At 46.7% G+C, this 17,405-nt stretch carries 25 protein-coding genes; 17 read left to right on the forward strand and 8 right to left on the reverse strand.

All coding sequences use genetic code 11. The annotated features are described in order from the left end of the window. Window positions 1–38 precede the first annotated feature (38 nt). Window positions 39–854, forward strand: a complete 816-nt coding sequence (locus ICV32_RS03735) for an extracellular solute-binding protein (RefSeq protein ID WP_215372038.1) — start codon at window positions 39–41, stop codon at window positions 852–854. A 1-nt stretch (window position 855) separates the two neighbouring features. On the opposite strand, the gene ICV32_RS03740 is transcribed toward ICV32_RS03735, so the two are convergent. After that, window positions 856–2,001, reverse strand: coding sequence for an alpha-hydroxy acid oxidase (locus ICV32_RS03740; RefSeq protein ID WP_215372039.1), 1,146 nt, complete (start codon window positions 1,999–2,001; stop codon window positions 856–858). 110 nt (window positions 2,002–2,111) lie between these two features. On the opposite strand from ICV32_RS03740, the gene ICV32_RS03745 reads away from it, so the two are divergent. From ICV32_RS03745 to ICV32_RS03775, 7 genes are all read left to right on the forward strand, one after another. Continuing rightward, entirely contained in the window at window positions 2,112–2,813 is a 702-nt protein-coding gene (locus ICV32_RS03745; protein ID WP_215372041.1) for a haloacid dehalogenase type II, read from the forward strand. 67 nt (window positions 2,814–2,880) lie between these two features. Beyond that, on the forward strand, window positions 2,881–3,156 hold the full coding sequence (locus ICV32_RS03750; protein WP_215372043.1) for a heavy-metal-associated domain-containing protein: 276 nt from the start codon (window positions 2,881–2,883) through the stop codon (window positions 3,154–3,156). A 29-nt stretch (window positions 3,157–3,185) separates the two neighbouring features. Beyond that, window positions 3,186–3,446, forward strand: coding sequence for a SemiSWEET transporter (locus ICV32_RS03755; protein WP_215372045.1), 261 nt, complete (start codon window positions 3,186–3,188; stop codon window positions 3,444–3,446). Between the two features lie 33 nt (window positions 3,447–3,479). Beyond that, complete coding sequence (locus ICV32_RS03760) at window positions 3,480–4,265, forward strand: hypothetical protein (protein WP_215372047.1); 786 nt, start codon at window positions 3,480–3,482, stop codon at window positions 4,263–4,265. Between the two features lie 14 nt (window positions 4,266–4,279). Continuing rightward, window positions 4,280–5,329, forward strand: coding sequence for a selenide, water dikinase SelD (selD, locus tag ICV32_RS03765; protein WP_215372049.1), 1,050 nt, complete (start codon window positions 4,280–4,282; stop codon window positions 5,327–5,329). Between the two features lie 85 nt (window positions 5,330–5,414). Beyond that, window positions 5,415–5,552, forward strand: a complete 138-nt coding sequence (locus ICV32_RS03770) for a hypothetical protein (protein ID WP_215372051.1) — start codon at window positions 5,415–5,417, stop codon at window positions 5,550–5,552. A 27-nt stretch (window positions 5,553–5,579) separates the two neighbouring features. Beyond that, window positions 5,580–6,209 (forward strand): hypothetical protein, encoded by a 630-nt coding sequence (locus tag ICV32_RS03775; protein ID WP_215372052.1) that lies wholly within the window; start codon window positions 5,580–5,582, stop codon window positions 6,207–6,209. A gap of 3 nt (window positions 6,210–6,212) precedes the next feature. Here the strand turns inward: ICV32_RS03775 and ICV32_RS03780 are convergent, their stop codons facing one another. Beyond that, complete coding sequence (locus tag ICV32_RS03780; protein WP_215372054.1) at window positions 6,213–6,512, reverse strand: hypothetical protein; 300 nt, start codon at window positions 6,510–6,512, stop codon at window positions 6,213–6,215. A gap of 35 nt (window positions 6,513–6,547) precedes the next feature. On the opposite strand from ICV32_RS03780, the gene ICV32_RS03785 reads away from it, so the two are divergent. After that, the gene (locus tag ICV32_RS03785; protein ID WP_215372056.1) at window positions 6,548–6,958 is read left to right on the forward strand and encodes a thiol-disulfide oxidoreductase DCC family protein; all 411 of its coding nucleotides are present in this window, start codon (window positions 6,548–6,550) and stop codon (window positions 6,956–6,958) included. Here ICV32_RS03785 and ICV32_RS03790 read toward each other — a convergent pair. Continuing rightward, on the reverse strand, window positions 6,943–7,542 hold the full coding sequence (locus tag ICV32_RS03790) for an MOSC domain-containing protein (protein ID WP_251371922.1): 600 nt from the start codon (window positions 7,540–7,542) through the stop codon (window positions 6,943–6,945). The genes ICV32_RS03785 and ICV32_RS03790 overlap by 16 nt on opposite strands. A gap of 55 nt (window positions 7,543–7,597) precedes the next feature. Next, window positions 7,598–7,735, reverse strand: a complete 138-nt coding sequence (locus ICV32_RS03795; RefSeq protein WP_215372058.1) for a hypothetical protein — start codon at window positions 7,733–7,735, stop codon at window positions 7,598–7,600. Between the two features lie 103 nt (window positions 7,736–7,838). Between ICV32_RS03795 and ICV32_RS03800 the strand changes: the two genes are divergently transcribed. Continuing rightward, a complete protein-coding gene (locus ICV32_RS03800) occupies window positions 7,839–8,150 on the forward strand; it encodes a hypothetical protein (RefSeq protein ID WP_215372059.1) in 312 nt (103 codons plus the stop codon). Here the strand turns inward: ICV32_RS03800 and ICV32_RS03805 are convergent. Next, the gene (locus tag ICV32_RS03805) at window positions 8,120–8,983 is read right to left on the reverse strand and encodes a ChaN family lipoprotein (protein ID WP_215372061.1); all 864 of its coding nucleotides are present in this window, start codon (window positions 8,981–8,983) and stop codon (window positions 8,120–8,122) included. The two genes, ICV32_RS03800 and ICV32_RS03805, sit on opposite strands and share 31 nt — an antisense overlap. Next, window positions 8,983–9,252 carry a GNAT family N-acetyltransferase gene (locus ICV32_RS03810; RefSeq protein ID WP_215372063.1) on the reverse strand — a complete coding sequence of 90 codons (270 nt, stop codon included), beginning with the start codon at window positions 9,250–9,252 and terminating at the stop codon, window positions 8,983–8,985. The genes ICV32_RS03805 and ICV32_RS03810 overlap by 1 nt, the downstream gene beginning before the upstream one ends. A 283-nt stretch (window positions 9,253–9,535) precedes the next feature. Between ICV32_RS03810 and ICV32_RS03815 the strand changes: the two genes are divergently transcribed. Beyond that, window positions 9,536–10,018: an MEKHLA domain-containing protein gene (locus tag ICV32_RS03815; RefSeq protein ID WP_251371923.1), complete on the forward strand. Its 483-nt coding sequence runs from the start codon at window positions 9,536–9,538 to the stop codon at window positions 10,016–10,018. Here ICV32_RS03815 and ICV32_RS03820 read toward each other — a convergent pair. Next, complete coding sequence (locus ICV32_RS03820) at window positions 10,003–11,559, reverse strand: cryptochrome/photolyase family protein (protein ID WP_215372065.1); 1,557 nt, start codon at window positions 11,557–11,559, stop codon at window positions 10,003–10,005. The two genes, ICV32_RS03815 and ICV32_RS03820, sit on opposite strands and share 16 nt — an antisense overlap. Window positions 11,560–11,785: 226 nt before the next feature. Here ICV32_RS03820 and ICV32_RS03825 point away from each other — a divergent pair, with 226 nt between their 5' ends. Genes ICV32_RS03825 through soxA form a run of 6 tightly spaced genes read left to right on the forward strand, consistent with a single transcriptional unit; the run spans window position 11,786 to window position 16,418 of the window. Beyond that, entirely contained in the window at window positions 11,786–12,235 is a 450-nt protein-coding gene (locus ICV32_RS03825; protein WP_215372067.1) for a (2Fe-2S)-binding protein, read from the forward strand. Between the two features lie 10 nt (window positions 12,236–12,245). Further along, complete coding sequence (locus tag ICV32_RS03830) at window positions 12,246–14,456, forward strand: xanthine dehydrogenase family protein molybdopterin-binding subunit (RefSeq protein WP_215372069.1); 2,211 nt, start codon at window positions 12,246–12,248, stop codon at window positions 14,454–14,456. Between the two features lie 3 nt (window positions 14,457–14,459). Continuing rightward, complete coding sequence (gene soxX, locus ICV32_RS03835; RefSeq protein WP_215372071.1) at window positions 14,460–14,897, forward strand: sulfur oxidation c-type cytochrome SoxX; 438 nt, start codon at window positions 14,460–14,462, stop codon at window positions 14,895–14,897. Beyond that, the gene (locus tag ICV32_RS03840) at window positions 14,894–15,337 is read left to right on the forward strand and encodes a thiosulfate oxidation carrier protein SoxY (RefSeq protein ID WP_215372073.1); all 444 of its coding nucleotides are present in this window, start codon (window positions 14,894–14,896) and stop codon (window positions 15,335–15,337) included. Before soxX ends, ICV32_RS03840 begins: the two co-directional genes overlap by 4 nt. Further along, entirely contained in the window at window positions 15,334–15,663 is a 330-nt protein-coding gene (locus ICV32_RS03845) for a thiosulfate oxidation carrier complex protein SoxZ (RefSeq protein WP_215372075.1), read from the forward strand. The genes ICV32_RS03840 and ICV32_RS03845 overlap by 4 nt, the downstream gene beginning before the upstream one ends. Next, window positions 15,660–16,418, forward strand: a complete 759-nt coding sequence (gene soxA / locus ICV32_RS03850; RefSeq protein WP_215372077.1) for a sulfur oxidation c-type cytochrome SoxA — start codon at window positions 15,660–15,662, stop codon at window positions 16,416–16,418. The genes ICV32_RS03845 and soxA overlap by 4 nt, the downstream gene beginning before the upstream one ends. Here the strand turns inward: soxA and ICV32_RS03855 are convergent. Continuing rightward, a complete protein-coding gene (locus tag ICV32_RS03855) occupies window positions 16,415–17,365 on the reverse strand; it encodes an XdhC family protein (RefSeq protein ID WP_215372079.1) in 951 nt (316 codons plus the stop codon). The genes soxA and ICV32_RS03855 overlap by 4 nt on opposite strands. Window positions 17,366–17,405: the final 40 nt, after the last annotated feature.

Here is a 17,405-nt window from a genome sequence, read left to right on the forward strand (position 1 = left end):
CTTGATGATAAAACGTTTTCAACTCACTATTAATCACCATGAAAAATATTCGCTCCATTGTTTCGGCATTCACTCTCTCATTCTTACTTTCAACGGCCGCTTATGCACAAAAAAGTATTGTGCTTTCATCGACAACTTCGACGGAGCAATCGGGTTTATTTGGGCACATCCTGCCACCGTTTGAGAAGAAAACAGGTATTCAGGTGAAAGTTGTTGCCGTTGGCACAGGACAGGCCTTAGATATTGGCCGTCGAGGAGACGCTGATGTGGTATTCGTTCACGACAAGGTCGCTGAAGAAAAATTTGTTGCCGAAGGCTTTGCCGATAAACGGATTGAAGTGATGTACAACGATTTTGTACTGATTGGCCCAAAAAGTGATCCAGCGAAAGTTGCCGGTGGCAAAGATATTCAAGCAGCGCTCAAGAAAATCGCCGATAGTAAGTCAACCTTTGTCTCTCGAGGCGATAAGAGTGGTACCCATGCCGCCGAGTTGCGGTATTGGAAGGGTGCGGACATTACAGTGTCAGCGAATCTACCTTGGTATAAAGAAACTGGCTCTGGAATGGGTCCTGCATTAAATACAGCATCCGGTATGAATGGTTATATCTTGTCGGACCGGGCAACGTGGCTTACTTTTAAGAACCGCGGTGATCTAGCTATTCTGGTGCAAGGCGATCCAAAGCTCTTTAATCAGTATGGCGTGATGTTGGTGAGCTCCGCCAAGCACCCCAATGTGAAAAAAGCCGAAGGCCAGGCATTTGTGGACTGGATTACCTCAAAAGAAGGCCAAGATACGATTGCCTCCTACAAAGTAGGCGGTGAGCAGCTCTTTTTTCCAAACGCGAAGAAATAACTTAGTAGGTACCAGGCACCAAAATATCGTTGGTGACATTATGGATATCACGGTGGCCAGTAAATGCCATCGTGAGATCCAACTCCTTATGAATAATCTCTAAACATTTTGTAACGCCAGGCCCACCCATGGCGCCAAGACCATAGAGGAAGGAGCGACCAATCATCGTACCGCGGGCACCTAAGGCCCATGCTTTAAGAACGTCTTGACCAGAACGAATGCCGCCATCCATCCAAACCTCGATATCCTTACCAACCGCATCGACAATTGGTGGTAGTGCCTGAATACTCGACATTGCACCATCGAGCTGTCGGCCACCGTGATTCGAGACCACAATCGCATCCGCCCCTGATCCAACGGCTGCCCGCGCATCCTCTGGATCCAAAATACCTTTAATGATCAATTTGCCGTCCCAGTGTTTTTTAATCCACTCAACGTCACCCCAATTGAGGCCAGGATCAAATTGTTCGGCAGTCCATGATGATAGGGAGGACATATTCCCTACGCCGGTGGCATGACCAACAATATTTCGGAAGGTGCGACGTGGCGTTTGCAGCATCCCCATGCACCAACGCGGTTTGGTCATCATATTGATCATGTTTGGAATTGTGAGTTTCGGTGGCGCGCTTAAACCATTTTTAATATCTTTGTGACGCTGACCTAAAATTTGCAAGTCCAAGGTGAGTACGAGTGCCGAACATTTAGCAGCCTTAGCCCGTTCAATTAAGCGTTCAATAAAACCACGATCTTTCATGACGTAGAGTTGAAACCAAAATGGTTTAGTGGTTCGTTCGGCCACATCTTCAATCGAGCAAATGCTCATGGTTGATAAGCAGAAGGGGACCCCAAATTTCTCAGCAGCCTGTGCAGCCAAAATTTCCCCATCGGGGTATTGCATACCGGTTAAGCCAGTGGGTGCCAGAGCAACTGGCATTGCTACCTCTTGGCCGACCATCGTCGTTTTGGTGGTGCGATTTTGCATATTGACAGCCACCCGTTGACGTAATTTAATTTTCTGAAAGTCGGATTCATTGGCGCGATAGGTGGACTCGGTCCAAGAACCCGAGTCTGCGTAGTCATAAAACATTTTGGGAGTGCGTTTTTGATGGAGAACGCGCAAGTCTTCAATATTGGTAATAATGGGCATGATGTATTTTTAAAGGTTAATACGATTGACTGTATCGGAGAGGCTTGGTATTTGTCTATTATGAATGATCCTAATCAAACCCAAACCCAAACCCAAACCCAAACCCCAAGATGAAACCAACTGTACTGGCTTTTGATGTATTTGGAACCGTAGTGGATTGGCATGGCTCAATTGCGGCTGAGGTTACCCAACTCTTGCCCCAAGCTGACCCTATTGCTTTTGCCAGTGCCTGGCGGTCTGGCTATAAGCCTGCCATGGCTCGAGTTCGTAGTGGGGAGCTCGGCTGGACTCGGATTGATGATCTACATCGAATGATCTTGGATCAAGTGCTGACTGAGCTAAAAATTGATCATCTGACGGAAGCCCAAAAGAAGCATCTTAATCTCGCCTGGCACCGATTAAAACCATGGCCGGATACGGTGCGTGGTTTAACACTCCTAAAACAAGACTTTACGATCGTCACTCTGTCCAATGGTAATTTAGGCCTACTTGCTAATATGGCAAAAAATGGCGGCTTACCTTGGGATCTAATTCTTTCGGCCGAAGTATTTCGCCACTACAAGCCAGATCCTCAGACCTATTTAGGCGTTTGCCAAACATTTGATTTAAAGCCGCACGAGGTGATGTTGGTGGCTGCCCATAAAGACGATTTAGAAGCGGCTCATGCATGCGGTCTCCAAACGGCATTTATTGAACGCCCTAATGAGTTTGGACCAAAGGTAACCCGAACAGACCTTGGGCAAGAGTCCTGGACGACCTACCATGCCAAAGACTTTATTGATCTAGCAGCGCAACTCAAGGCCGCCTCATAAATAATGATCTAGATCAAACCAAAACCCAAAAAAAAGATCATACTTAGAGAAATTATCGGAGGATTCTATGGCAAATCTAACCATTGAAATTGAGAACCTAAAATGCGGCGGTTGTGAGAACACCATCGTCAAAGGCTTAAAAGCGATTTCTGGAGTTCAAGCAGTCACGGTCGATCATGCAAACCGAGCCGTTGTTCTGGATGCCGACTCTAATTTGCGCCAGCAGATTGTCGATAAGTTGCTGAGTATGGGCTACCCTGAAAAGGGTTCTGTAGCGGGTCTTGATAAAGGAATTGCGACCGCTAAATCATTTGTGAGTTGCGCAATCGGCCGTATCAGCTAAGCCATTCATCAATCGGCTAAGATGCCAAGATGTTTCATATTGACATCATTGGCTACTTCGCTGCTTTACTGACCACCTTTTCCTTTCTTGTTCAGGCCATTCAATCCTGGCGAACAAGAGACCTCTCAGGCATCTCGGTGGGCATGTACAGCATGTTTACCCTTGGGGTTGGACTGTGGCTTATTTATGGGATTGTGATTGAGAGTTGGCCCTTAATTGTGACCAATGCGTTGACTTTCCTGTTTGCCCTGAGCATCTTGCTCATGAAATTAAAACAAATGTCAAAATAACAGAGTACGCACTGTTATGACTCAATTCTGATAATGAAAATTCTCAAAATGCTTGTCCTCTTGATCGTATTAGCTATAGCAATTGCCATTGGTGTTGCGTATTACACGGTTAGTAAATTAGATGGCTATGTGAAGAGCTCAATTGAGAACTACGCCACGCAATCCCTGGGAACAAAGGTAACCGTTGGCGAGGTCAATATTAGCTTGCGTCAAACCCGTGCAAGCATCACTAATCTTGAAGTAGCAAATCCCCCGGGTTTTGCAGGGACTCATGCATTTAAAGCAGGGTTGATCGAGATTCAACTTAATCCGAAGGAGTCTAAACTCGATTGGGTTGTCATTGATCGAGTGCTCTTGAGTCAGCCTAGTGTGCAGTATGTCAAAACCAAAGATTCTGACAATCTATCGGTTTTGCAAAATAACGCAAAGCAATACAGTTCAACCAATCAAAAAGAAGATGCTCAAAGCAAAGCTGGTAAAGCTGGTGATTCTAAGCAGCCACGCATCCTAATTAAGCAGTTTGATATTCAGGGGGCGGATCTAATTTATCAGGATATGAGAATCTTAGGCACAAGCGTAAACCTTAAGTTAGATGACATTCAAATCACTAATATTGATACTGGTAAGGATGGCGCGGGAACTAAAGAAGCGGTTGGAAAAATTATCGATGCCATTATTCCCGTGGTGAAGAATGCTGCGCTCAAAAGTATCAACACCTATTTGAATATCGCGACGGATACATTACGGAATGTCACCGACAATGCGCAGCAATACGGTAAGGATGCCATTACCAATATCAAAAAGTTGTTTCAAAAATAATTCATGAATAACTCATGACTCTCAATGCATATAACGGCCGCCTGACCTCACTCTCCCACGGAGGGGGATGTGGCTGCAAAATTGCACCTGGTGTCTTAAGTGATATTTTGCGTGCCTCACCCCTCAAAATGATTCCACCGGCTTTGTTAGCGGGCTCAGAAAATAATGAGGATGCCGCGGTTTATCAAATCAATGATCACCAAGCGATTGTGGCCACTACGGATTTCTTTATGCCAATCGTCGATGATCCCTATGATTTTGGTCGAATTGCGGCCACCAATGCGATCTCAGATATCTATGCAATGGGCGCTCAACCCTTATTTGCACTGGCATTACTTGGTATGCCAATTAATGTATTACCTCTAGAGGTGATTCAAAAGATCATCGCGGGTGGGGAATCGGTTTGCCAAGCGGCGGGTATTCCGATTGCTGGTGGGCATTCCATTGATACCGTTGAGCCCATCTATGGCTTGGTGGCGATTGGCATTGTTGATCCAGCCAACTTAAAACGCAATAGCGGTGCGCAAGCAGGAGACGTGATTATTTTGAGTAAACCCCTCGGAGTCGGTATTTTGAGCGCCGCACTAAAGAAAGAACGTCTTTCCGCTAAAGGGTACGAGGCGATGATTACCTATACAACGCAGCTAAATCAGCCAGGCATTGCACTCTCGAAAATGCCAGAGGTTCATGCCTTGACGGATGTCACGGGCTTTGGCTTAGCAGGGCATCTTTTGGAGATGAGTCGCGGAGCTAATCTTCAAGCTAACTTGACTTGGCATGATATTCCAGTCATTGCCGAAGCTTTAGAGTTTGTTAAAGAAGATATCTATACCGGAGCGTCCACACGTAATTGGCAAGGCTATGGGGGCGAGGTTTCGTTTGGTCCGGCTATCGAAGTGTGGCAACAGCATTTAATGACCGATCCGCAAACCAGCGGCGGTCTCTTGATTGCCTGCGCACCTAAAGCTAAAGAACAAGTTCTGAATTTACTCCACCACTCGGGGTTTCATGAGGCGAAAGCGATCGGCCACTTTGGAAGTGGTCAAGGCCTTGCGATGACTTAGGAATAAAGCTGAGTCGTTGCGTTGGTCAATTATCTTAAAACTAGCTACAATCAAATTATTATTTAATCAAAGTAAAGGTTTCGCTATGAAAAACCAGAATTTTGCAGCCTGTTTTCAGTCGTTCATACAAAATATGATGGCTTCCCCCATGAAGCGAGGAGAGTGGTTTTTACAGTTGATGATTGAAAAGCGTGATCAGCGCTTGAGTAAAAAGATCTATTAATGTTGCTCTGATCGAATGCGATCAATCATGACCCGATGGGGCACACACCTGGCTGTGTGCCTTTTTGTTTTACCCATCGGCGTATCAGCAGCGGGTCTTGCCGATGTGGTTGGTGAGGGACAGATCCGTTTTCTGAAAACCAAGCCAGATCCCAATTCATATACCTATGAATCGAAGGTAACGATCCTAGAGACCAGTCTTGATTCTGGTTTGGTACAAATTCAGACCTGCCATAAAAAATTAGATCCAATTCGTAAGGTGGTCATTCTGTTTAACAAAGACCGAATCCGGGATATTCAAGTGCGGACCATGGATGGCATCGCAATGGCTGAGGTCAGAGACAATCGCGTGACCTTAAGTGAGGTACAAAAAGGTGGATCGATTTGTATTGATTTGCAGTCAAAAGCGCTGGATTCTCTTGGTAATGGTCTTTATCAACTCAATGCTGGTCCCTTGATGCGCAGACTCTTTGATGGTTATTTACCGATGACCGCGAACATGAGGTTCTCATGGCCAGATAAGCTGCTTGCCGTTCAAGAAACTAAACCAGCGAGTCAAGATGGCGTTGATATTAAGTCCGCTAATGATGGTCTGGAGATGGACTTAGTGTTTGCCGGAAAAATGACTGCGCAGATCTTGCTAAAGCGCTCCGATTAAAGCTTAGAGCTTTTCACAGCGATACTGCTTGGAGCCAATGGCTAAGCGCGATTCGCTCTGAATCAATTGCGCGATAGACGCTTTGACGTCACCAACCTTGCAGTTTTCATCAAAATAGCTGACTAGCCCGAGACTGCCACAAAAGCGCAACTGCCGATCGTCAATCTTCATGGTCGATTGCTGCAAGACCATGACTACTTTTTTGCTAGGGTCATTCTCGGGAATGCAGTTCCAGGTGGTGTAGTCGGCTTGGCCACATGCCGAAAGCATAAGAAGTAGGGGTAGAAAGTAAAAAACGCGCATTTACAGGACAATGGAATCTAGATTCGATCTATTGTATGAGCCAAACCCTATTGCCGTTGACCCTGTTCTATGATGGTGCCTGCCCACTGTGTCAGGCAGAGATTCTTTATTTGCAAACCCGCAATCAACAGCAATTGCTTCAATTTGTCGATGTCAACAGCAGTGCATTCGACCCAGAGCGCGTCGGCGTTTCGTGCCAGGCGGCGCTCAATCAGATGGTTGGGCAAATTGAGGGGCAGGCCCTGATCCATGGTGTCCCTGTCTTTGCAGAGGCCTATCGGCGCGCTAATCTCCCCATCCTGGCTTGGCTATTTTCAAGAAAAATACTGAGACCCATCTTGAATCTTGCATATCGAATTTTTGCAAAGAATCGCCATGCGATATCAGGCGCCATCGGACCCTTCGCATTAAAACTGGTCAAACGGATAACTCAATCACCCCGATGACGTAGCGCATGATTTTGTTGGGCGATTGAGCATTCGCGAGGCCCGGGAATGACCGTAATCGCATCACCGGCTTTTAGGAATCCAGCCTGAAGGACTCGAAGGTACCAACCGCTGCGAGCACCTTGGATCATTGCCTTGGCCGCTGTTGCAACACCCGTCTTCGCTGTGAACTTATAGCAGGGCTCGCGTAATTTCGTAACAGCGCATTCAACAGCTCCAATACGAAGGCGATCACCAACGTAGATATCGTGCTCGCTTAATCCGCTAATCGTTAGATTTTCACCAAGGTAGCCGTGCTCTAAATGGATGGATTGGCCTTTAGCTTCTGAAAAAAGCGAGGACCAAAATGGATAGTGTTCTTGCGGATACATATAAAGGGCTTTTTCAGTCCCACCATGAGCTTGGGGATCAGCTTGTTCATCGCCAACAATTCCAGCTCTTGTTACTTCGATTAGTTGAGGATTAGTCAGTGTACTAATCGGCGTTTTGTAAATACCTGACATGATTGTGCGAAGCTCATTGTCATCGCGAACCCATATGGGTTTTACCAGTCCAGCACTAATGGTTTCTAGACGAATTGTCATAAGCCATTATGCCGAAGAAAGCCCCAAGCTCAAACTCGGGGCTACAGGGATTGACTTACTTCTTCTCGGCGCGAATCGATTGATCGCACTCGCGAATGCTATGGTTATAGCGCGGATGGTGATTATTTTTGTCGAGTGACGCTTTGCAATCGGCGATGGAATAACGCACATTCGCTGGATTGGAATTTGACATAAAGACTCCTTTATTGATGATTAAAAAAGTCAGGAAAAGTCCTGCGAAAGGAATATAGGGCTCTGCCTGTGAAAATTCAAGGGCGATCGATTAATATCAAACGATGAACTGGTTAAAGAAGCTTCCCCTAACACGTCGAGAACCGCCTGGCTTTGAGTGGGTCATTTTGCGCTATACGCCAAAGCTGATGTTCTATGGCACCAGCATATTGGTTATACCGCTTGCCATTTTGCAATACGGCATAGAGCCTAGCGGATCATCCAAGCTCTGGGAGCTCTATTTAATAGCGGGACTCATCTTCTTCTGGACGATGCTTTTCACTGCCGCTTTATGTGCCTTTATCGTGTATTTAATGAAAGGCCCAGCATTTGTTGCCGATGCGTACTACCTAGAGGATTCTGATTTATCAAAATGAAGGGTAGCGCAGGGGTCGGCGCGATCGATACTAGGTGTAATCCAGACAAAATCGTATAGTTTGGCGAGCTCTGCAAATGCTGTAGAGTCGCGCTGCGCCTCTTCAATCAAGCCAACACTCACTCGTTTCTTGGAAGGCTCAAGAGATCTTAAAACTTGGGGCACCCCATAATCATTGCGAACATGACCATTACCGGCAAACAGAATGGCGGGGGAATGACGCATCATGACCTGCGCCATCGAGATGTCCGTCAAGCGCTGTACCCGAAACATGGGTTCTAAATACTGGGCGGGAAGCTTGCCACAATGCCCGTCGATCAAATCGTTCTCAAGACTGCGTTTTGCCTCACCTGTCAAAGCACTTTTTTGGTAATCCGATTCCATTGCAGCGGGGATGGGTCCACCAGAGAAGATGGTTTTAGAAATTGAACGATCTAGATTGGAGCCGTAGAGCGGTAATTCAGATACCCGAATCGCTTCAAATAGGGGTTGATAGAGCTTCCATGGCCACGCCTTTGGGGAGAACCCTGCTTGCTCCAGCGACTGTAGAGTCGATCCAGTCCATCGGACTAATGGACCGGTTGGCAGATACTCAACAACCGCTGCATATTTTTTGCTAGCAATTGCAGCAATCAATCGACCACGTGCTTCATGGTGATGGGGGTTATCGTGTAGCTCACCCAGCAAAATATAGTCAGCGCTGATTAGCTCAGCAATCAATCGCTCCTGATTAATGGTGGTCTGATTACGCAAATCAACGATTGAGTTTGCGCTTGCAGCACTGCTAAAAACAAGAAGAATCCAACTTAGATAAATTTTCTTAATAGTATTCATTAAGAATATTTCTCGAGTGCAGCAAAAAAGCGCTGCCCCATGGGGGATACTGGCTCATGGGGGAGGCCCACTTTGCCTGTGATGCGCTGGACTTCTTCTACTAACTTGCGACCAAACCCCATTAGCCGGTACATGGGTTGAACATAAATGTACTCAATATCACCGTCATTGGAATATCGGCAGTAAGCGATCGTGGTGTTTGGGTTTTTAATCCAGATCGTTTGTTGCTCAACTTCCATTGAGTAGTCCATAGGATTGAGTAATTGCATTTTTTCCTAAATCGCCTGTAGAATGAATTTGGGTATTTTATGTTTAGTTTTGAATTCTAGTATTACAAGCTTGTTTGTATTGCCTAGTGTTTATGTACCGAATAATAAAAATCGATCCCGTCAAAGAACTGGCCTACGTTGCTGACGAACCAAAGGGCAAGTCGTTTGAATTTTATTTCCCAAAACTCAGTGATGCTGTTTTCATTGAGGAGTACACCTTAAAGCTTATTAGTAGTGACGGCCGCTACAAAATTATTTCACTGCTCGGCCGATAAGGCTTGGCATGCCATTCTCCCGCATTGAACCAGGCCCGAATAATCAATTTATGCCCATCGAGGCTCGGTTGATATTGGATAGCTATCAGCATTTTCTGGGTAAGTCTTGCATTGAATTAACCAGTTCAAAGAATGCAGCGCAAATGCTCTATGAAGCCCCTTTTGCGGTGGTGGCGCATGATACCTTCGCAGACCCAATTTTTGCCTATGCCAATCGGATGGCCCAGAATGCATTTGAGATGAATTGGGCAGAAATCACCTCGATTCCATCGCGTCAATCGGCGGAGCCGGTCTTGCAAGACGAGCGCCAATCCTTATTGCAGCGTGTGCAACAGTTTGGTTTTATCGATGATTACTCTGGTATTCGGATATCTAAGGGCGGTAAACGGTTTTGGATCCGTAATGCAACGGTATGGAATTTAATCGATGCGAATGGAGCGAGGGTGGGCCAAGCCGCCCGATTTGATCGCTGGGATTATTTACCAGCCTGACTGTCTCGAAGTTCTGAAGCCTTGTCTTGAATTGCCAACTTGGCTTCATCGGTCATGCGTGCGAGATTGCGAACCTGCATGAGCATGCGTGGATTTTTGCTCATGGCGCTCTCATGGCGAATCAGAAAATCCCAATACAGCGTGGTAAATGGACAGGCATTGGGACCGGTAGATTGATCGGGCTTAAAGACACAGTGCTTGCAATAGTTACTCATGCGATCAATGTATTTACCCGTTGCAATATATGGCTTACTGGCCATTAATCCGCCATCGGCAAATTGGCTCATACCAATGACATTGGGGAGCTCTACCCACTCGACAGCATCCACATACATACTTAAATACCAAGCATGAATTTCCTTTGGCTTGACACCAAGAAGGAGGGCGTAGAGACCGGTGACCATGAGGCGTTGAATATGGTGCGCATAGCCGGTTCGCAAACTCTGAGTAATCGTTTGCGATAAACAATGCATTGGGGTGTTACCGTCCCAGAAGAATGCCGGTAGAGCTTGATTGGCGTTTAACGCATTGAGTTCAAGGTACTTTGGCATGTTCATCCAATAGATACCGCGGACATATTCACGCCAGCCTAAGATTTGACGAATAAATCCCTCAACCGCGGCAATTGGTGCCCGACCTTGACGATAGGTTTCTTCTGTAGCCTTCACCACCTCTTGAGCGGATAGTAATTTCAGATTTAGGGCACTTGCAATATGCGAATGAAATAACCATGGCTCATCAGTCCACATGGCATCTTGATACACGCCAAACTCAGGTAGACGATGTTGAATAAAGTCATCCAAGGCACGCAGAGCCTCTTGCCGATTGACCGGCCACCCAAAGCCAGAAGCGCTTGCAGTTACTGAACCGGGATGCGATGCAAACCGACTCTCAACCAGTTCGATCACCTCTTGGGTAATGCGATCGGGCTTGAGGCGCAGTGGTGGTGGTATAGGTGGAGGACCCTCTTTACCAAAGGAGGAGCGATTTTCGGAGTCAAAGTTCCATTCGCTACCGGCAGGGGAATCGCCATCCATGAGGACACGATGCTTTTTGCGAAGCTCGCGATACCAATACTCCAGACGCAGTTGCTTGCGACCTTTGGCATGTTCAAAAAACTCCCGAACGGTCGAGAAAAAATACCGATCCTCACGGATTTCTAGTTCAATGCCGGTTTGCAATGCCAGCTGTTTGATTTTCTCAAGAACCCGCCAATCCCCAGGGGCAGTCATAATGAGTCGGCTTGGATTGCATAGGGCAATGGTTCTGGCAAGCTCACCCTCAATGCTTTGGGTATTGTTCGGGTCATCGAGTTCACTGTAATGCAATGCAATCTTTTCTTGACGCAACGATTGCGCAAAATGACGCATCGCACTAATAAATAAAGCAATCCGTTGCTTTGAAGACCAAATGTGGGTGGATTCTTCATCCACTTCTGCCATCCATACTGCGTCTTGCTTCACATCAAAGCCGTCAAATGCGCTCGCATCCCGGTTGAGCTGATCGCCAAGGATAACGACTAAGGATCGAGTTTGGGCCATGAATTTAGGTAAATTGATTGGGGGTTCAGATCGTTGATGACCCGTATTGGAATTTTATGATGAAACAGAAAATTTTATTGAATTCAATGCGTTATCAAATCCATTGATCAAAACCGATTTTCCCAATTAACCCCCATTTATTTTTTTACTATTTGGTATATGATTCTTAAAACCCTCTGATCTAAGAGGAATTTCAATAAGTCAAACTAAATGCAAGGAGACCTGCATGGTAAAGCTAACCGTGAACGGCAAGGCAAGATCGGTTGATGTCGATCCTAACACCCCATTATTGTGGGTGATTCGTGAGCAAATCGGATTAACTGGAACGAAGTATGGTTGCGGTATCGCGGCCTGCGGTTCCTGTACCGTACTATTGGACGGTGCAGCGGTCCGTTCCTGCGCCTTGCCCGTTAGTGCTGCAGCAGGTAAAAAGATTGAGACGGTTGAGAGTTTGGCCCAAGGCGGCAAGCTCAGCAAAGTTCAGCAGGCATTTGTTGAAAAACAAGCCCCGCAATGCGGCTATTGCCAGACCGGCATGGTGATGGCAGTCACCGCTTTACTACGAAGCAATCCAAAGCCAAGCGATGCCGATATTGATGCGGCAGTGACCAATATTTGTCGCTGTGGAACCTTTCAAGAAGTTCGGGCTGCGGTTCATGCCGCCGCTAAGGCTTAAGGAGAATACGATGAATGCACCTGTACCAAATTTATCTCGCCGCCAATTCATTGTCGGATCCAGTGCAGTTTCTGCTGGATTAGCAATCGGTTTGGAGTTCCCAGCCGTGATTGGAAGTGCTCAAGCCTCCACAGCGCAAGCGGCAATGCCCCCTGAAATCGGGGTCTGGGTGATGATTCAGCCAAATGACACCGTGATTATTCGTGTAGTTCGCTCTGAAATGGGTCAGGGCACCATTACTGGCTTAGCTCAATTAGTCGCCGAGGAGTTGGAGTGCGATTGGAGGAAAATTACGATTGATTATCCGACTCCAGGAGAGAGCCTAAAGCGTAAAGGTGTTTGGGGATCATTCTCCACTGGTGGCAGTCGCGGCATTCGTACCTCTGAAGATTATGTTCGCAAAGGCGGTGCTGCAGCGCGCATCATGCTAGTTCAAGCAGCAGCAAATCAATGGGGTGTTCCTGCTGCAGAATGCTTGGCATCCAATAGCGTCATTTCCCATCAGGCAAGCGGTCGAACCATCAGTTATGGAAAAGTTGCTGCTGCTGCAGCGAAATTGCCTGTGCCTGACGCTAAGAATATTGAACTGAAAGATCCCAAGCGCTGGAAGGTGATTGGTAAGTCGATGGACCGCATTGATAGCTTGGCCGATAAAGTGACCGGCAAACAAGTCTATGCAATCGATCTGCAAATGCCTGGCATGCTAGTTGCTACGATTAAGCAATGCCCGGTATTTGGCGGTAAGTTAAAAAGCTTTGATGCTAGCAAAGTAGCCAGCATGAAGGGTGTAAAAAAGGTAGTGCAGGTTAGCGATACGTCCGTCGCTGTTGTTGCAGATACCTTCTGGCAGGCTAAGGTTGCTATGGATCAGTTGCCCATCGTTTGGGACGAAGGCGCCAATGCCAATGTTCAACAGGCTGATATTCTGAAGCGTCTTGAGGAGGGATTAAATGCCAACGAAACCTTTGTTGGTAATGCCAATGGCGACTTTAAAAATGCAGCATCGGATGCCTCAAAGAAAATTGAAGCCAAATTCTTTTATCCATTCTTAAACCACGCTCCGATGGAGCCCATGAATGCAACTGCGTTGTGGACTGCGGATAAATGCCGTGCCTGGGTCCCCACACAAGATGGTGAGGCATCTCTTGCAGCCGTGATCGCAGCTTCTGGTCTAACAGCAGATAAATGCGATGTAATCAAAGTTAATCTTGGTGGTGGATTTGGACGACGCGGGGCGTTTCAGGATTACACAACTCAAGTGGTCAATATTGCAAAACAAATGCCTGGTACTCCCATTAAGCTCATTTGGACTCGTGAAGAGGATATGACCCAGGGTCGTTACCATCCCATCATGATGTGCAAGATGACCGGAACGTTTGATGATAAGAAAAACCTAACCGGTGTTCATATGCGCCTCTCAGGTCAGTCCATCTTGACGGCCGTTCGTCCTGCGGTGGTTGCCCAAAATAAAGGAATGGATCCATTGGTTTTCCAGGGGGTAGCAAAAGGTGGAGAGCATGGCATTAGCTATGATTTTCCTAACTTGACGATTGACCATGCCATGCGGAACACGCATGTGCCACCGGGTTTCTGGCGGGGCGTCAATATCAATCAGAATGCTGTCTTTATGGAATGCTTCATGGACGAACTGGCAGAATATGCCGGAATGGATCCAGTCGAATTCAGACGCAAGTATTCAGCCAATTACCCACGCAATTTGGCCGTTCTCAATGCGGTGGCCGATCGAATTGGTTGGACAAAACCTGCGCCCGCTGGTGTATTCCGAGGAATAGCGCAGCAAAAATCATTTGGTAGTTTTGTGGCGGCTGCTTGTGAAATCTCGGTCACCGATGGCAATAAGATCAAGATACATCGGATCGTTGCTGCTACGGATCCTGGTTATGCGGTTAATCCGGCGCAAATTGAGCGTCAGGTTTCTGGATCCTTTGTTTATGGCCTCTCGGCATTGTTTGAAGAAGAGTGTACCGTCAAAAATGGGCGCATCGAGCAAACCAATTTTGATACCTTTGGGTCGATTCGTTTGCGGCAAATGCCAAAAGTAGAAACGATCATTATTCAAGGTGGTGGAAAAGAGTGGGGTGGAATTGGTGAACCCACTATTTCTGTTGCTGCTCCAGCCGTACTCAATGCCTATTACCGTGCAACCGGTAAGCGCGTTCGTACCGTACCACTTAAGAATAGCGGTATCACCCTTGTGTAATTGATGCGTGTTGGATTTAAGCTAGTCGTTTGTGCGTTACTAGCTTTTCCACACCCACTGTATGCACAACTGATTTGGGATGGCGATGCCATCCCAAATTCATTAAGTGGGCAGCCTGGTGATCCCACTCGAGGAAAATCCATTGTCGTAAGTCGTCAAACGGGTTTGTGTATTTTGTGCCACAGCGTGCCATCTACCGAGGAGCGATTTCAGGGAAATTTAGCACCCGATTTGCGCATCAGTGTAGGTAATTTAAATGCCGCTCAACTTCGTGCGCGTCTAGTCGATGCCTCACGTTTTCAACCCAACACGATTATGCCGTCTTACTATAGAATCGATCATCTTCATCGTGTTGCACCATCATTTGCAGGTAAAACGGTATTAAGTGGTCAAGACATTGAGGATGTGGTTGCCTATTTGCTAACAATCAAAACACCATGAGTTCACGTCGTTTATTTATTTCCTCCATGACGGCCATTTGTCTGAGCCCTTGGCATCGAGCACAAGCATCGACAAGCGATGCTCAGCAAGTTATTTCAAAAATCATTGGAAATCAGTCGGTCAAAACTGGAAGAATTTATTTTGAGCTTCCGCCTTTGGTTGAGAATGGCAATTTAGTTGCCGTGAAGTGTGCAGTCCAAAGCCCAATGACCGCCAATGATTATGTAAAAGTTATTCATATGATTGCTGAGGGCAATCCACTTCCCAATGTCGTGAGTTGCTATTTCACACCGCTATCAGGAAAGGCAGAATTTAGTACGCGGATTCGACTAGCAGATTCGCAGCGAGTATGGGTCTTGGCTCAAATGAGTAATGGTGATTTCTGGCGAACTTCTGCTGACACGGTAGTCACTTTATCGGCTTGTACGGAGATGATATGAGTCGCTCTTCACGTGCCGTTGTTACCTTTTCAAATCAAGTAAAGCGTGGCGAATTATTTTCAATTCGGGCCATTGTTCAACACGATATGGAATCCGGCTTTCGTCATACCGAACAGGGTGTGCGGGTACCACGCGATATCATTCGGGAGTTTGTTTGTACCTACAATGGCCGACTCGTTTTTCGGGCCGATCTTCATCCAGGAATAGGATCAAACCCGATTTTTATCTTTGATGCAAAGGCCGATCAATCTGGGATGATCGAGTGTAAATGGTCAGGGGATAACGGTTATTTAACCGTACTACAACAGCCAATTACCGTACTATGATTCAAGCGTTTGGTTCGCTTGCCATCAGTTTTTTTCTTTTCACCCATTCGGCACTCGCAGATTCTCGCCAATCGGCATACCAGCTTCTATCCCCAACCAATCAAGCGATGCAAAATGATATGAATCTCAATCCAGCACTTTTTGCAGTGATGGATGGTGAAGCTCTTTGGCAAGAAAAATCCCAGGCCAATGGCAAATCGTGTGCATCTTGTCATGGGGATGTCAAACAATCGATGCGGGGCGTTTTTGCAACCTACCCAAAAATCATGCATCAGAAATTACAAAATATGGAGGGTCAGATCAATGCTTGTCGTACCCGCCATCAGCACTTACCTGCGTTTGCATACGAAAGTAAGCCGATGCTAGCGCTTAGTACTTTGATCGCTTTGCAGTCACGCGGCTCGCCGATTCAGGCTACACCGCTGGGAGATGTTAAAAAAGAGTATGAGTCCGGTAAGAGCCTATATTTTCAACGGATTGGTCAGCTTAATTTGTCTTGTGCGCAGTGTCATGATGATCGGGCTGGTTTAAAACTTGGTGGGAGTGTTATTCCCCAGGCGCATCCTACCGGTTATCCCATTTATCGGATTGAATGGCAAGGAATGGGATCGTTGCAACGCCGCTTAAGAAACTGCCTGTCGGGAGTACGTGCCCAAACCTATGCCTATGGGTCGAACGAGCTAATGCAAATTGAGCTCTATTTAATGCATCGTGCAAATGGCATGATCATAGAAAGCCCGGGAATTCGTCCTTAGGAAGCATTCTTTCCGTATTTAACAGCGATTACCTCTGCCATGATCGAAACTGCGATTTCGGGTGGGGTTAAAGCCCCAATCGCTAGGCCTACAGGGCCATGCAGTCGCTCTAGCTGTTCGGTAGAGAGGTTAAATTCTCTTAGCCGCTCTTTGCGTTTTTGGGTATTGGTATGACTGCCCAATGCTCCAACGTAGAAGGCTTCAGATTGGAGGGCATCAATCAGGGCTAAATCATCAATTTTTGGATCATGCGTGAGCGCCACAATGGCAGTATGCGAGTCCACCCCTAACTCTTGCATCACATCGTCTGGCATTCCTTGAATAAACTGAATTCCCTCGGATCCGATTCCCTCCGCGTACTCTTCGCGTGGATCAATGATGGTGATGTCAAAGTCTGAGGTTAAGGCAAAACTGGCTAAACAAAGAGAGAGTTGACCGGCTCCAATAATGAACATCCGCCAGCGGGGACCATAAATAGTCTGCATTTTCTCATTCGAAAATTGGAACTGTGTAGAGCGATTTCCGATACTTAGGGTTGATTGACCAGTTAGTACGTCCACTTCGCGTAATACGATGGAACGTTTTTTAATACCGCTCATGATCGCCTCAAGAATCGCAAGCTCGGGCCGCGGTTCAACTAAGAGCTGGAGCGTTCCTCCGCAAGGAAGCCCAAAGCGAACCGCCTCATCCTTGCTAACCCCATATTTAACTAATTCAGGTGATGTTCGAGTCAAAATCTCCGTTTGCACACGCCGAATTAAATCATCTTCTACACAACCTCCGGAGACGGATCCAACAACCTGTCCATCTTCTCGTATGGCAAGCCATGAGCCAACTGGCCGAGGAGAGGATCCCCAGGTTTGGACAACCGTAGCTAACGCAACACGCTTTCCATCCTGCAACCAACTAATGGCGGATTGGAGGACTTGATAATCAGTACTATTCATGTACTAGAGTTTAATGGTAGTGTTTAATGCCTATTTGAAT

It is taken from the genome of Polynucleobacter sp. MWH-UH24A, from assembly GCF_018687475.1.
Taxonomy (GTDB): Bacteria; Pseudomonadota; Gammaproteobacteria; order Burkholderiales; family Burkholderiaceae; genus Polynucleobacter.

Excerpts from the sequence above, each read along its gene's own strand:
- ICV32_RS03815 (WP_251371923.1), top strand. The coding sequence starts at position 9,536 with ATGCCATTCTCCCGCATTGAACCAGGCCCGAATAATCAATTTATGCCC.
- ICV32_RS03790 (WP_251371922.1), bottom strand. The coding sequence starts at position 7,542 with ATGACAATTCGTCTAGAAACCATTAGTGCTGGACTGGTAAAACCCATA.
- ICV32_RS03770 (WP_215372051.1), top strand. The coding sequence starts at position 5,415 with ATGAAAAACCAGAATTTTGCAGCCTGTTTTCAGTCGTTCATACAAAAT.
- ICV32_RS03805 (WP_215372061.1), bottom strand. The coding sequence starts at position 8,983 with ATGAATACTATTAAGAAAATTTATCTAAGTTGGATTCTTCTTGTTTTT.
- ICV32_RS03755 (WP_215372045.1), top strand. The coding sequence starts at position 3,186 with ATGTTTCATATTGACATCATTGGCTACTTCGCTGCTTTACTGACCACC.
- ICV32_RS03780 (WP_215372054.1), bottom strand. The coding sequence starts at position 6,512 with ATGCGCGTTTTTTACTTTCTACCCCTACTTCTTATGCTTTCGGCATGT.
- ICV32_RS03745 (WP_215372041.1), top strand. The coding sequence starts at position 2,112 with ATGAAACCAACTGTACTGGCTTTTGATGTATTTGGAACCGTAGTGGAT.
- soxX (WP_215372071.1), top strand. The coding sequence starts at position 14,460 with ATGCGTGTTGGATTTAAGCTAGTCGTTTGTGCGTTACTAGCTTTTCCA.
- ICV32_RS03855 (WP_215372079.1), bottom strand. The coding sequence starts at position 17,365 with ATGAATAGTACTGATTATCAAGTCCTCCAATCCGCCATTAGTTGGTTG.
- ICV32_RS03810 (WP_215372063.1), bottom strand. The coding sequence starts at position 9,252 with ATGCAATTACTCAATCCTATGGACTACTCAATGGAAGTTGAGCAACAA.
- ICV32_RS03825 (WP_215372067.1), top strand. The coding sequence starts at position 11,786 with ATGGTAAAGCTAACCGTGAACGGCAAGGCAAGATCGGTTGATGTCGAT.
- selD (WP_215372049.1), top strand. The coding sequence starts at position 4,280 with ATGACTCTCAATGCATATAACGGCCGCCTGACCTCACTCTCCCACGGA.
- ICV32_RS03735 (WP_215372038.1), top strand. The coding sequence starts at position 39 with ATGAAAAATATTCGCTCCATTGTTTCGGCATTCACTCTCTCATTCTTA.
- ICV32_RS03830 (WP_215372069.1), top strand. The coding sequence starts at position 12,246 with ATGAATGCACCTGTACCAAATTTATCTCGCCGCCAATTCATTGTCGGA.
- ICV32_RS03750 (WP_215372043.1), top strand. The coding sequence starts at position 2,881 with ATGGCAAATCTAACCATTGAAATTGAGAACCTAAAATGCGGCGGTTGT.
- ICV32_RS03820 (WP_215372065.1), bottom strand. The coding sequence starts at position 11,559 with ATGGCCCAAACTCGATCCTTAGTCGTTATCCTTGGCGATCAGCTCAAC.
- ICV32_RS03775 (WP_215372052.1), top strand. The coding sequence starts at position 5,580 with ATGACCCGATGGGGCACACACCTGGCTGTGTGCCTTTTTGTTTTACCC.
- ICV32_RS03840 (WP_215372073.1), top strand. The coding sequence starts at position 14,894 with ATGAGTTCACGTCGTTTATTTATTTCCTCCATGACGGCCATTTGTCTG.
- ICV32_RS03740 (WP_215372039.1), bottom strand. The coding sequence starts at position 2,001 with ATGCCCATTATTACCAATATTGAAGACTTGCGCGTTCTCCATCAAAAA.
- ICV32_RS03795 (WP_215372058.1), bottom strand. The coding sequence starts at position 7,735 with ATGTCAAATTCCAATCCAGCGAATGTGCGTTATTCCATCGCCGATTGC.
- soxA (WP_215372077.1), top strand. The coding sequence starts at position 15,660 with ATGATTCAAGCGTTTGGTTCGCTTGCCATCAGTTTTTTTCTTTTCACC.
- ICV32_RS03760 (WP_215372047.1), top strand. The coding sequence starts at position 3,480 with ATGAAAATTCTCAAAATGCTTGTCCTCTTGATCGTATTAGCTATAGCA.
- ICV32_RS03800 (WP_215372059.1), top strand. The coding sequence starts at position 7,839 with ATGAACTGGTTAAAGAAGCTTCCCCTAACACGTCGAGAACCGCCTGGC.
- ICV32_RS03785 (WP_215372056.1), top strand. The coding sequence starts at position 6,548 with ATGAGCCAAACCCTATTGCCGTTGACCCTGTTCTATGATGGTGCCTGC.
- ICV32_RS03845 (WP_215372075.1), top strand. The coding sequence starts at position 15,334 with ATGAGTCGCTCTTCACGTGCCGTTGTTACCTTTTCAAATCAAGTAAAG.